Source organism: Klebsiella sp. H-Nf2 (assembly GCF_002806645.1).
GTDB classification, from domain to species: domain Bacteria; phylum Pseudomonadota; class Gammaproteobacteria; order Enterobacterales; family Enterobacteriaceae; genus Klebsiella; species Klebsiella variicola.
The window spans coordinates 802,994-816,488 of sequence record NZ_PIBL01000001.1; the positions used below are offsets into that span (position 1 = coordinate 802,994).

At 49.2% G+C, this 13,495-nt stretch carries 10 protein-coding genes and 2 pseudogenes; 5 read left to right on the forward strand and 7 right to left on the reverse strand.

The genetic code is table 11. The features are described 5' to 3' along the window. Positions 1 to 4: 4 nt before the first annotated feature. The 4 genes and pseudogenes from CWM58_RS03975 to CWM58_RS03990 all read right to left on the reverse strand — a co-directional run bounded on the left by CWM58_RS03975 (position 5) and on the right by CWM58_RS03990 (position 3,298). Positions 5 to 1,456, reverse strand: coding sequence for a circularly permuted type 2 ATP-grasp protein (locus CWM58_RS03975; RefSeq protein ID WP_061156363.1), 1,452 nt, complete (start codon positions 1,454 to 1,456; stop codon positions 5 to 7). Positions 1,457 to 2,071: 615 nt separating this feature from the next. Further along, positions 2,072 to 2,185, reverse strand: a pseudogene (locus CWM58_RS29165) (TetR family transcriptional regulator); the annotation flags it as partial. 103 nt (positions 2,186 to 2,288) lie between these two features. Beyond that, positions 2,289 to 2,513 (reverse strand): hypothetical protein, encoded by a 225-nt coding sequence (locus CWM58_RS03985; protein WP_071839073.1) that lies wholly within the window; start codon positions 2,511 to 2,513, stop codon positions 2,289 to 2,291. Positions 2,514 to 2,761: 248 nt separating this feature from the next. Then, positions 2,762 to 3,298, reverse strand: a complete 537-nt coding sequence (locus CWM58_RS03990; RefSeq protein WP_100680290.1) for a dihydrofolate reductase family protein — start codon at positions 3,296 to 3,298, stop codon at positions 2,762 to 2,764. Positions 3,299 to 3,463: 165 nt separating this feature from the next. Here CWM58_RS03990 and CWM58_RS03995 point away from each other — a divergent pair, with 165 nt between their 5' ends. The 4 genes from CWM58_RS03995 to CWM58_RS04010 all read left to right on the forward strand — a co-directional run bounded on the left by CWM58_RS03995 (position 3,464) and on the right by CWM58_RS04010 (position 9,146). Next, positions 3,464 to 4,045 carry a hypothetical protein gene (locus CWM58_RS03995; protein WP_206056623.1) on the forward strand — a complete coding sequence of 194 codons (582 nt, stop codon included), beginning with the start codon at positions 3,464 to 3,466 and terminating at the stop codon, positions 4,043 to 4,045. A 614-nt stretch (positions 4,046 to 4,659) separates the two neighbouring features. Then, positions 4,660 to 5,721 (forward strand): M15 family metallopeptidase, encoded by a 1,062-nt coding sequence (locus CWM58_RS04000; protein WP_100680291.1) that lies wholly within the window; start codon positions 4,660 to 4,662, stop codon positions 5,719 to 5,721. Between the two features lie 442 nt (positions 5,722 to 6,163). Then, on the forward strand, positions 6,164 to 7,927 hold the full coding sequence (locus CWM58_RS04005) for an alpha/beta hydrolase (RefSeq protein WP_133122409.1): 1,764 nt from the start codon (positions 6,164 to 6,166) through the stop codon (positions 7,925 to 7,927). A 40-nt stretch (positions 7,928 to 7,967) separates the two neighbouring features. Then, positions 7,968 to 9,146 carry a hypothetical protein gene (locus CWM58_RS04010; protein ID WP_100680293.1) on the forward strand — a complete coding sequence of 393 codons (1,179 nt, stop codon included), beginning with the start codon at positions 7,968 to 7,970 and terminating at the stop codon, positions 9,144 to 9,146. 288 nt (positions 9,147 to 9,434) lie between these two features. Here the strand turns inward: CWM58_RS04010 and puuE are convergent, their stop codons facing one another. The 3 genes and pseudogenes from puuE to CWM58_RS04025 form a co-directional block, all read right to left on the reverse strand. Further along, positions 9,435 to 10,367 (reverse strand): allantoinase PuuE, encoded by a 933-nt coding sequence (puuE, locus tag CWM58_RS04015; protein ID WP_047666595.1) that lies wholly within the window; start codon positions 10,365 to 10,367, stop codon positions 9,435 to 9,437. Beyond that, positions 10,255 to 11,123 (reverse strand): annotated as a pseudogene (locus CWM58_RS04020) (aspartate/glutamate racemase family protein); the annotation flags it as partial. The gene puuE and the pseudogene CWM58_RS04020, both read right to left, overlap by 113 nt. Beyond that, positions 11,123 to 11,839, reverse strand: coding sequence for a GntR family transcriptional regulator (locus CWM58_RS04025; RefSeq protein WP_002905523.1), 717 nt, complete (start codon positions 11,837 to 11,839; stop codon positions 11,123 to 11,125). The gene CWM58_RS04025 and the pseudogene CWM58_RS04020, both read right to left, overlap by 1 nt. Before the next feature lie 144 nt (positions 11,840 to 11,983). On the opposite strand from CWM58_RS04025, the gene CWM58_RS04030 reads away from it, so the two are divergent. After that, a complete protein-coding gene (locus CWM58_RS04030) occupies positions 11,984 to 13,480 on the forward strand; it encodes an NCS1 family nucleobase:cation symporter-1 (protein WP_100680294.1) in 1,497 nt (498 codons plus the stop codon). Positions 13,481 to 13,495: the final 15 nt, after the last annotated feature.

Consider the following 13,495-nt stretch of genomic DNA (forward strand, 5'->3'; position numbering starts at 1 on the left):
TTCATTATCGTTTGCTCTCCACGATCCAGGTATCCTTACTGCCACCGCCCTGCGATGAGTTCACCACTAACGAACCTTTTTTCATCGCCACCCGCGTCAGGCCGCCGGTCGTCACGTAAGTCTCTTTGCTTTGCAAAATAAATGGACGTAAATCAAGGTGGCGCGGCTCGAGATAATCTTTGGCGATGAGCGCCGGTGCGGTGGAGAGCTTCAGCGTCGGCTGAGCAATATAATTACGGGGATTTTCCTGGATCAGTTTGGCAAATATCTGCTGCTCTTTTTTGGTTGAATGCGGCCCGACCAACATACCGTAACCACCTGATTCATTAGCCGGTTTCACCACCAGCTTATTCAGATTCTGCAGTACGTATTCGCGGTCGTCATCGTTCTGGCAAAGGAAGGTTTCGACATTCGGGAGAATGGGTTCTTCGTCAAGATAGTAGCGAATCAGGTCCGGAACATATGCATAGACCACCTTGTCGTCCGCCACTCCGGCACCCGGCGCATTAGCCAGCGCGACATTTCCGGCTTTCCAGGCCCGCATCAGGCCAGGCACGCCAAGAACCGACTCAGGCTGGAAGACTTCCGGATCGAGGAACATATCGTCAATGCGCCGGTAAATGACGTCCACCCGCTCCGCGCCATAGATCGTTTTGGTGTAGACGCAGTCGTCGTCGCCGACAAACAGATCGGCGCCCTCGACAAGTTCCACCCCCATTTGCTGAGCCAGGAAGGCATGCTCGAAATAGGCGGAGTTATAAATACCCGGTGTCAGCACCACGATCTCCGGGCGTTCAATCTGCCGCGGCGACAGGGCCGTCAGGGTTTCCAGCAGCTGTGCCGGATAAGCATCAATCGGTTTGATCTCGTCACTTTCAAACAGTTCTGGCAGGACGCGCTTGGTAATGGCGCGGTTTTCCAGCATATAGGAGACGCCAGAAGGCACTCGCAGGTTATCTTCCAGGACGTAGAATTGCCCGGTTTCATCCCGGACTAAATCGGTACCGCAAATATGCGCCCATACGCCATACGGCGGCTTCATGCCAACACACTCAGGACGGAAATTTTTAGATTCCTTAATAATATATTCAGGAATAATGCCATCTTTGATGCAGTTTTGTTCATTATACAGGTCATCGATAAAGCGGTTCAAAGCGGTCAGACGTTGCTTCAGACCTGTTTCCGCTATTGCCCAGTCTCTGGCATCAATAATGCGTGGAATAATATCGAATGGCCAAATCCTGTCGATATTTCCTTTATCGGTATATACCGTAAAGCTAATCCCCATTTCCTGAATTGTCGCCTCTGCCGTCAGACGACGTTTCTCCAGTTCATCCGGCGGGAGAGAATCAAGGCATTGAATCAGACGTTGTGCGGAAAAACGTGGATTGCCCTCATGGTCGATCAGCTCATCGAAAAAGATGTCGGCTTCGTAATTTTTTATGAGTTTATGCATCAGCATTGTATCCTTGTTAAATCGCCGACCTGGGCAGTATAGACTTTACTTTCACAGAACAAAGCTTCAAAGCTTTCGTTTCTCAAAACATAGGAGTTATTATTTGCAACACAGAGTCATTTTATAAAAAATCTCTGCATGAATTTTTGATTTAGTATTGATGGTTATATTGTGTACAGTCACCTCCCCTTGGCCATCATCGTCAATGTGAACGTTTAATCGGTTGCGAGTTAAATTATGATCGCATTGAAAATCATTTTTGGCCCATCGCATCGGTACCGACAATGCAAGCTACAGGTTATTATCACTTGTTCATGGATTTAAATTTTTAAGCTTTCACATTAATTTAAGCACAAAGTGTGCCATTAATTTATTCATTTATTATCAATAAGATAACATGATGCGTAATGGTAATTTACTATGGAGCATGGATCATCATGATGCAGGAGAGATACCGTAAAGCACCAAAATGAGGCGTGGCATTTCTTTTATTCAACGAAGCTTCAGATTAACCCTGCACCATACGATAGGTTACTTTCGGTGCAAGACGTTTACTCTCTGGTTATTGCTTAACTTATCCTCCTTCATTGATGAGAGCTGCATTCTTTCTCCCTGGAGCGCACCACGGGTCAGCTTCGCTTGCGCGGTGAAGTCATCCATCGAGGTGTCGGCGTAGCCATGCTCGGTAAAGACCCGGCGGGCAGTCGCCAGCAGCGTGGCGCGGAGCACATCTTCATCGGCGGCAGAAGTTTCTGCGCGCCGCCACAGAAAAATTCACTTGCGTTATTCTGCTCACCAGGATGTTCTGTCCAGTCGTACCTGGCTGTAGAATCTATCTCAGTAAAACCTGAATCAGCTGCACGAAGATATACACTCCCGCTACCACTTGTATGATCCGGAACGCCCATCTGAAATAGCGCCATTGATGGCGTTCTCTGGCATCAGCGGCTTCAATAGCGGGATCAAAACGTTTTCTTTTCCTGGTCCTGAATACATCGATTACCCACAGAATGAGAATAAAGCTAACGATAGTTTTCAGAATAATGGGATTATCCACAAAGCATGACTCCGGCCTGGTCGTTAATACAGGCAGAATAGACGAACCACCTGTAGGTAGCCATCACTAAATGTAGGGGTAACATTCGTTTTCATTCCGGGGGATGTCGCGGTGAATCTGTCTATAGCAGGTTGCTCTCCTGCTAAAGCCCACCAGAAATGAAGTGAATGCCCTATATAATAGAGTACCGCTGGCGGCAGGACGGTACTCTCGCTTTTGCGTAGGACACCACTATGTTTATATACAGTTTATGACGTCACCCGATAGTGCGACTGCACCAGACCCGAAGGGAAGCTGCGGCTTGATAACAGAGTCAAATCGATGTCCCTGGTCAGGGATCCGAACAACGGTTTTCCCGAGCCAAGCAGGACAGGAATGGTCGTGATAACGATATCGGCGACCAGCCCCTCGCGCAGGAACGACTGTATGACCTGCCCGCCATCTAAATAGACGCGACGCGCGTTCTCTACCGTCAGGTCAGCAAGCACCTCCCTTGGCGTGCGGCATGAGATTTGCACTTTGTCCTTCAACGCTTTGGGCACGGAGGTATCGGTTAGCTGTCGGGAGAGAACCAGTACGGGTCGATCATAAGGCCATTCGTCAAAGGTCAGCGCCTTCTCATAGGTACCTCGCCCCATAACGATCCAATCTTTGTCCGCGATGAATGCTGCATAGCCATGATCTTCTGTCGGGTCATCGCGCTGCAACAGCCAGTCAATATCGCCATCCTGTCGGGCGATGTATCCATCAAGACTGACCGCGATAAAAACATGTGTGGTGACCATCAAGTGCTCCGTATTCAGCTTGTATATATGCCGTTGAATTAAGTGATGTTAACTGCTCCCCATAAAGTAACCTATCACAGTGTCATCACCGGATCCTGTGCGGTTCTTGTTTGCCGTGAAGCATCTGTTACTCTGGTTGGGCTTGAAGGATAATAAGGAAATAACATGCTGAACCCGGGATTCGTTACCAGTAGAGCACTTGCTCAATGGCAGGATATACCCGTTTTCTTGCCACATTTTCAGTTCCATGAAAAACACCAGACTATCATCAGGACGCACTCGCCTGAAAAAATCCTGCCGTTAATAGCGACATTCGATATTCAGCAGGACGCCGTTATCCGGTTATTGATGTCTGTACGACAATTTCCGCAAAAAATTCGGCGCAATAAATACCCCCTGCCGGTTAGCCGCTTTGGCCTGGACAGTTTTATCCTTCTGGAAAAGTCAGCATCCGAGCTCTGCTACGGGTTGCGCGGACAATTCTGGCGTGCGGACTTCGGCCTGGAAAACGTGCCGAATACTGAAGCTTATCTGGCGCCTTTGATGCCGGGCAGCGCGAAGCTCTTACTGCGCTACCGAGTAAAAACAGTGAATGAAGGGCAACATGAGCTGCAAACTGAAACGTTTATTTACTGTCCGGATAGCGCGACTCTGCTGAAAATGACGGCTTACTGGCTGGCAATACGGGCAGGCAGTGGATGGATTCGAAAAAGGACCCTTATGGCTGTTAAGTCCGTTATTCGATAACAAAGACAGTCGCAAGGAATAGTCTGCGTAGAGTGACGACAACCCATTACTTCAGGCAAAGGTTTTCCTCTTCAAGCTTAAGCATGTGCTTCAGTTCTGAAGGAGAAGCTCCGCCGTCCTTTTGCGCAAGGTGAAAACATGGCGTCGGAGATGCTCAGCTTGTGGCAGAATTCCGGCACAAACGTACTCAGCTCAGACTGTTTGTGGGAAAAGACAATCAGCATTTCGGTAAGTCATAGCTTTTTCACTGGCGCAATCTCTGTTCAGGTGAGTATTTATCATGCCGGAGTTCTATTTCTGCATGGAACAGGATTTCGGATAATAGTCACAAGGCACTGCATTCTTGACCCGTAAATGATCGTCATATAATTGAAATTACTAATAATGAACACCCAAACCACCTTTAATTGTAACCATACTAATGATTAGCAGATGGTTTTAATTCCTATCTAAAAGAATTATTATATCGAACTTATGCAGTACAACTTGCTCGCCTTGCACCTATAGATTACACTGATTTTACCATTCAAAAGAATGTTTCATAAAAAGACACGTTCCAGCATGGTATAGCTTGATTTCATCTTATTAACATCCCAACATAACAGGAGTGAATCATGCCTCTTAGCAGTTTTATTCATCCATTGTTTGGTGAAGTTACATTCCGAACAGCCAGTCCTGAATGGAAACGTGGGGATGCTATTTTCTTTATTAGTGGCTTTAACATTAACGATGTTACACCTATTACAATTCCGCAGCTTAAAGGTATTCCAGGTTCAAATGATGGAGAATTACATTTTCATAGACTTGCCCATCAACAAATACTCGCGGTTTTTAAAGCAATTGAAGAGCAAGGCTATCTTCACCTTGTTAAATCATGTGCTGGAACACTGAATCCACGCTTACGAAAACCCACCAGTGGCGCCTTAAGCAAGCTTCCTTCGAATCATGCTTTTGGAATCGCGATCGACTTAAATGAAGATGATCCTGGATTTGGCGACTCGGTTGCTCCCTTCGCTCCTATTTTTCAGTCTTTTGGATTTACTTGGGGAAAGTCTTTTAATGACCCTATGCATTTCGAGGTTAATCAGTTTTTTCAGACAGAAGCATTGAAGAAGCCGATTGAAAAAAAATTTATCTCAACCAAGCAACATGTTTCAAACCGAGGTGTACCGACGAATGATTTCTTGGAACAGTTAATTGATTGGGGAAAAAATGCTCCCGATGAAATATTTGCACCAAACTCTGAAAGTGATATCTACTCAAGCATTAAAAATATACTAGGCCCATGGCGTGATATTAACCATCGCCGCGCAGTAATGCTCGAAGTCATGCGCGTACTCGCTGGTTTTGAATCGTCGTGGGATTGGAATGCAGGGCGAGACAAAAATAATCCGACATCAGTAACACCAGAAACTATTGAGGCTGGAGCTTGGCAGGTAAGTGCAAACTCAATGCATTTTGGACAGGAACTTAAGGATTTGGTATTAAGAGATGTTGGGACATTTGATGGTAATATTTTTCAAAAAGCGATGAAAGAGAATCACCCCCTTGCGATGGAATATGTGTCACGACTGCTGCGTCGCACCATTCACCATCATGGACCAGTATCAAGACACGAAATTGATCCATGGTTGCGTCGCGATGCGGTCAGAGAGTTTGAAACAATGTTGTTGTAAGAGTTGTGGTTTAATGCATTCTTATAAGTTATAAGCTCATATTTTGTGTTAAGTTCATAAGATGAATTAATTTACTCATTGAAATTTTGCATGGAAAGTTAATACCCCTACCCTTCACTCTTAATAATCAATTACGATGAATTGGTGGGCGAGGATATACTATCTTCCTAAATTTAAATCAATCTGTATACATTAATTTTGACTTGCAATATATAAAAATCGAAGCATGGAGAAAGTCTTAAAATTAATTTTACTTGAACGAGTGGGGAATATAACCATGCCAAGTCATCTACATTGAGATTGAGTGGATTTATGATACAACTGCAGACTGGCTTAGCTTATTTTATTCTTAAGCCCTCAAGCAAATATATTAACCAATAGATATGGCCTTGAAAGAGTAATGGCCATAGGTAGTTTCATGATTGGGTCGTCCGGAGGGGGTATGACAGAAAAAAAATTTACACATGACGGCAAAGGAATTCTAGTAGTTGTATTCCACGCCTATGCCAACAATGCCACTTCTTTATCTTCAGTTATTGATGCAGTTAAAAAACAATGGCCTAATGCCCAGATGTATTGCCCTGACCTTCCACTGTCATGGTTTTCAACGGCAAACCCAAATGAGATAGTTAACCTTCATTTAAATCAGTTAGATACTATCATACAGCAATCAGAAAATGGTACAAATCCAATTACAAATATTATATTAATAGGTCACAGCTTTGGTGCACTGCTTGCCCGTAAACTCTATATCGTCGCTTGTGGTGAGACGCGTAAAGCACCGTTCGAAGCTTGCTACTTCAGATCTGAATCATCATTAGATAATGGTAGGCTTGCAGCTAGATATTGGGCGAAACGTGTCTCTCGTCTGATTCTGATGGCAGGTATGAACCGAGGCTGGAGTATTAGTCATCATATGAGTATTACGAAGGCACCGCTTTGGACATTAGGTGTGATTTTGGGTCATTTACTGTATGCATTCAAACATCGACCACCAGCAATTCTCACAATTCGCCGAGGTGCAGAATTTATCACTCAGTTACGTGTTCAGTGGTTATACATGCGTCGAGAGTATGCTTCCGATTCCAAAGCAGGCGGAAATGCTATTACCATCCAGTTGTTAGGCTCGCGCGATGATATTGTATCTCCCGATGATAACATAGACCTTATTTCTGGAGGGGATTTTATCTATCTAGATGTGCCGTACTCAGGACATAAGTCCATTATCGAACTCTATGATTCAGACTACGGTCAGAGCCGTTTCTCTGTCTTTATAAAAGCTCTGATACTATCTCCCTCTGAACTGGCTTCCGATAATATTCTTCCTGCTGACGAACGAGTCACAAAAGCAGATGAATCGGTCACTCAAGTAGCTTTTGTCATACACGGTATTAGAGATGCCGGTTATTGGACACACAAGCTTGCACGGCGTATTCAAGTGCCAGATAATGAAAAATGGGCAACAGAAACATCGAGCTATGGCTACTTCCCGATGCTGCCTTTTCTCTTCCCCTTATATCGCCGTAAGAAAGTCGAGTGGTTAATGGATCAGTATACGGAAGCACTCGCAAAATACCCCAAAGCCAGTTTTTCTTACGTTGGACATAGCAACGGTACCTATCTACTAGCAAGAGCGCTCGAACTTTATCCATGCTGCACGTTCAAAAATGTTGTTTTCGCTGGCAGCGTTGTACGGCAGGACTTTAACTGGCACAAGTATCTGAACAGTTCCCCGCCGCGAGTTAATGCAGTACTGAATTTCGTAGCAACAACAGACTGGGTGGTAGCTTTCTTTTCAAAATTATTCCAATTTGCTCACTGGCAAGACTTAGGTAGCGCAGGTCATGACGGTTTTATCCTGAGTAACCCACATCCTAGAATTCATCAACTGACCTATATCAAGGGTGGTCACGGGGCAGCAATAGAAGAACCACTGTGGGATCATATCGCCAGTTTTATTCGTAACGGCAAACTCCCGTCCAAAAATAACATTCCACTTAGCCTGTCAAGAACAAAATGGATTGCCATTACAAGCCATTTCCCGCCTATCGCCTGGATACTTGTTGGAGCAATTACATGGGGGGTGTGGTTAGCTATTAAATATTTAATCCAACTGTTAACTCCGCTCCAGTCTCAGGATTACGCCACAGGTTTTTCCCTTGCTATATATATACTTATATTGTGGCTACTGCTTACTAAAATTTAATCTAGAGTCATGAGCGCAGAGCTCATTATCGAGGTGTTACATGATTATCCAGCCTCTTATTCTTTCTTTAAAAACTTGGTTTAGCTCAGTGCTAGTATACGAACACTCCTCTCTTAAACCAGGGAGAGATGATTTATTGATTGTGAATTCTGCGATATTCCCGCTGATGACTCTGGGGGTTGTTTCAGTTATTATCATAAGTTTCAAAATAGAACTCGGCTATCTTCTGTTATGGGTAATGGCTTGCCTGTCGGTTGGTGCGGGGATTGGTTTTTTGTTTGGCATCCCGAGAGCTGGAAATAAGGATCAAGCCAATAAGATAACACCCAACAACAAGCAAATACAGACATATACTGCGACAAGCGATATCTATCAAGGACGGCCAAATACAAATCTGGAAGAGGTTTCCGATTGGCTTACTAAAATCATTATTGGTTTAACTTTGGTGAATTTAAAGACACTAGGGAACCATCTAATAGTTATTAGTAATTACGTTGCTGCTTCGATGAGCGACAAACCTAATGAGAGCATGAAATCTTTGTCAATTGCTTTAATTTTGGGGTTTTCGACGATCGGTTTTCTGTGTGGCTATTTATATACGCGTCTTTTTTTACAAGGTGCATTCCAACGTTCTGATAGTCAATTTTACAAAACTCTGGATGATGTCTTAAAAGCAGATGCTGATGAGTTTTTCAAAGAAGGAACACCTGTTGTACCCACGCCAACCGATGTGGCTATAGCAAAAAAGATAAAAGATACACTTCCAGGTAATAATCCTGACGCTATAAAACCCAGCTTGCATAGTCTCGTAAACAACTATGAACAAGCACGGATTTCAATGCCCTCGGGAGACAAGCGTACGCTCCTTATGTCTTCTATTACTGCCGGAATGCGACGTCTTGGCTTTGCAGCGAAATATTTTCTTCCACAACTAACAGTGAGTAACTCCCCTGGTGAGCGACTGGCTGCAGTATGTATCCTACAAATGGAATTTGATCCTAACTATATTACCTGGCTCGCAAACCGATTATTTGAAGAACCAGCCTTTTGTGGATATCAGGCTGCCAGTGTACTTAGCGCACGCATGGCATTAGTAGGAAGTCAAGAAAAAACAGACATTAGAAATGCCGTAAAAAATGCGAGACAAATTATGACTGCTAGAAATACGGCGCCAGATGCCGGTCGAGATGCCCTAATCGACAAAATCATAGCATCCTAATTGATTAATGGAATATGGATGTAATCTGCTATGAGTGAAAAAACATTCCAGATGCCGGAAGGGATGATAAATAATCGAATATGGCTTTGGTGATATTCACGCCAACAAAAGTATATTCCATCATGTTCATATCTCCCGACCTTGCAGGATTCGGGCTGGCCTAAAGCTATCCTAGTGGCTGCTCGGGTTTAAAGGAAAAATGATGCAGTTGATGATAGTTTACCCGCCTGACGGCGGATAAACTGTAATGACTTTATACATACAAGAGCCAGGTTCAGTGGCAGCAAGCTACCCGCGATACGGATGGGTTTCGCGCCAGTGGTCGGCGATCTGCTGCCGGGTGCAGACCCACACCTTGTCGTGCTGCTGGATATAGTCAAGGAAACGCTGCAGCGCGCGGAAACGGCCCGGGCGGCCCAGCAGCCGGCAGTGCATCCCCACGGACATCATCTTCGGCGCGGTTTCACCCTCGGCGTACAGCACGTCAAAGCTGTCTTTCAGATAGGTATAAAACTGCTCCGCGGTGTTGAATCCCTGGGCGGTGGCGAAGCGCATGTCGTTGGCGTCGAGGGTATAAGGCACGATCAGGTGTGGCCGCTGGCTGCCGTCGCTGCAGGCCACTTCGCTCCAGAAAGGTAAATCATCGCCATAATAATCGCTGTCGTAGTCAAAGCCGCCGTGCTCCACCACCAGCTGGCGGGTGTTAGGGCTGTCGCGGCCGGTATACCAGCCGGTGGGCGGTTTGCCGAACAGGTCGGTCAGCACCTGCACCGCTTTATGCAGATGCTCGCGCTCCTCGGCAATATCCATGTGCTGATAGTGGATCCAGCGCCAGCCGTGGCTGACCACATCGTAATCCGCGGCCTTGATCGCCGCCACAATCTCCGGGTGCCGCGCCAGCGCCATCGCCACGCCGAAAACGGTCAATGGCAGCCCGCGCTGGCTGAACTCACGATGGATGCGCCAGAACCCTGCCCGGCTGCCGTACTCATAGAGTGAATCCATCGACATATGGCGTGCCGGGTAGCTGGCGGCGCCAATAATATCGGACAGGAACTGTTCCGAACCCGCATCGCCATGCAGGACGTGATTCTCAGCGCCTTCCTCGTAGTTGAGGACGAACTGCACCGCGATCCGCGCCCCGCCCGGCCAGCGCGCGTGCGGCGGCTCCCCTGCATAACCTCGCAGATCGCGAGGATAGTGTTCCTGGTTCTCTCCCATCTCCTGCCCCTTTTAAAATGGATTTAACGACTGAAACTGTCCGCTTAACGCTTTTTTCTCCGGGAACGCTAAGTCCCCGTGCTTGCTGGTCGCCAGGCCCAGCGCGACCAGTGACTCCACCATCTTCACCGCCGCGCTGACGCCATCGATCACTGGCACCCGCAGCTCGCGGGTCAGCTCCTGCGCCAGGGTTGCCATCCCGCCGCAGCCAAGGACAATCGCCCCGCTACCATCCTCTTTCAGCGCGCGAATGCAGCGCTCACGCACTTTCTCCTGCGCCAGGCCGCTGCCGTCTTCCAGTGCCAGCACCGGCAAATCAATGGCGTGCAGCGCCGCGCAGTGTTGATGAAATCCGTACTGGTGCAGTAAATGACGGGCGATGATCAGCGTGCGCGGCAGCGTTGTCACAATGGAGAAACGGGTGGCGACCATCGTTGCCATATGCATCGCGGCTTCCGCAATGCCGATCACCGGCCCCTGGGCCAGCTCCCGCGCCGCCAGCAGCCCCGGGTCACCGAAGCAGGCGATCACATGCCCATCCACCCCCTGCTCGCGTCCGGCCTTAATCTGCTCCAGCACGCCGACCGCCGCGATGGCCTCGTCAAAGTGGCCTTCAATTGACGGCACCCCGGCGTGGGGACAGACCGCAAGGATCTCGGTACCCGGCGCGGCGACCGCACGCGCGGCGGCGCCTATCGTTTCGGTCATCGCCAGGCTGGTATTGGGGTTGATCACTTGTATACATATGGCAGACATCACGACTCCTTGTGGCCGGCGAACAACCGGGAAAAATCGGGCAGGCTGACGCCATCGCGCTCGAAGCACAGGCTGGCGACAATATGATCAAAATGGTGCATCAGCGCCTCGCTAAGTGGCTGCAGGGCTTTATCCCGCAGCAAACCCACCAGCTGCTGGTGATCGTCGCAACGGCAGCCCTGTCGCCAGGGGGCACCCCAGGCGGCAATCACTAAAGAGGAGCGCTGGCTGAGGCGGGTCACCATCTCGGTGAGCACCGGGTTACCGGAGATGGCCTGCAACTGAATATGAAAGTCAGCGGAGTGGCGGATCGCCGCCGGGCCGTCGTGCGCCTCATGGGCCTGCTGTTCACGCTGAATAATGTTCTCCAGCGCCGCCAGATGCGGCGGCTGACAGCGCGCGATCACATCGGGCAAATTGGCGACCTCAAGCAGCGCCCGGGTGCGAAAGATCGCCTGGGACTCTTCCACGCTGGGGCTGGTGACATGTGCACCACGTTTGGGCGTCAACGTGACCAGTTGCACAGCGGCGAGTCGTTGCAGCACCTTTCTGATGCCGGTGCGGCTCACGGCGAACACCTCCGCCAGCGCCTCTTCCGGCAGTTTGCTGCCCGGCGGCAACTGATGTTCGACGATGGCCGTCATCAGCGCCTGGTAAATGCTTTCGTCCTTGTCCTGCAGCGCTGGCGCGGCCTGGAGACGATGTTCATTATTCATTAACCCACTCCGGTTTCACTTATCGATAGCAGATCGTATACATAAAATTTATTTTTTGTATACAAGATTCATCATTCTGGCCTGGATCCTGCAATAGCCTCAGCAATCCATATCAAAGGGTTTTCATTCAGAGGAGCAGGTTTCATGCCACATTCATCCCACACGCAGCAGAAGAAGACTCACGAGGCGGCCGCCAGCTACAGTCCGCGGCTATGTAATGAGGATCTGGCGCCCACCCGCGACCAGAACTGGAGCTGGTACAATATTTTTTCATTCTGGATGTCGGACGTGCACAGCATGGGCGGCTACGTCGTAGCGGCGAGCTTCTTTACGCTTGGACTGGCCAGCTGGCAGGTTCTGCTCTGCCTGCTGGTCGGCATCTGTATTGTGCAGCTGTGCGCTAACCTGGTGGCGAAGCCGAGCCAGATGGCCGGGGTGCCATACGCCGTTATCTGCCGTCAGGCGTTTGGCGTCTTCGGCGCCAATATCCCGGCGGTGATCCGCGGGCTGATCGCGTTCGCCTGGTACGGTATTCAGACCTATCTGGCGGCTAACGCCCTGATGCTGGTCCTGCTCAAGTTCTGGCCCTCCCTTGCCTCGCTGACCAGCAGCAGCTTTCTCGGGCTGTCGACGCTCGGCTGGCTGTGCTTCGCCACCATGTGGCTGCTGCAGGCGATGGTGTTCTGGCATGGCATGAACGCCATCAAACGCTTTATCGATATCGCCGGTCCGGCGGTTTATGTGGTGATGCTGGCGCTGGCCGGCTGGATTGTATACAAGACCGGTCTGGACGGGATCTCCTTTACCCTCGCCAGCAAATCCCTGAGCGCCGGCGAGCAGACCTGGCAGATGATCACCGCCACGGCGCTGGTGGTCTCCTACTTCTCCGGACCGCTGCTCAACTTCGGTGACTTTTCCCGCTACGGCAAAAGCATGGGCGAGATCCGCCGCGGTAACCGCTGGGGGCTGCCGTTTAACTTCCTGCTGTTCTCGGTGGTGACCGTGGTGATTGTCTCCGGCACCCAGTCGCTGTTCGGCAAAATGATCACTGACCCGATCGAAACCGTCAGCCGCGTGGGTAACGATCTGGCGGTGGCCATCGGCCTGCTGACCATGATTACCGCCACCATCGGCATTAATATCGTGGCTAACTTCGTCTCTCCGGCCTTCGATTTTTCCAACTGCGCGCCACAGAAAATCAGCTTCCGTACCGGCGGGATGATTGCCGCGGTGGGCTCGATACTCCTGACGCCGTGGAACCTGTTTAACTCTCCGGAACTGATCCACTATACCCTCGACGTACTGGGCGCCTTTATTGGCCCGCTGTTTGGCATCCTGATCGCCGACTTCTACCTCATCAAACGCGGCCGGGTGTCGGTGGACGATCTGTTTAACGATACGCCGAAGGGTAAATACTGGTACCGCAACGGCTTTAACCCGAAAGCGATTACCGCCCTGCTGCCGACAGTGGCCCTGGGGCTAATCATCAGCTTTATTCCGGCCCTGCATGAAGTGGCGAACTTCAGCTGGTTTATTGGGGTCTTCCTCGGTGGCACCCTCTACCGCTGGCTGGCCCGCGACGAGCGTGAAGTGCAGGCGACAGCAGCCTTCCGTTCCGGCGCGGTAGCGCAAAAAGAGTAACCCTCACCACCTGCC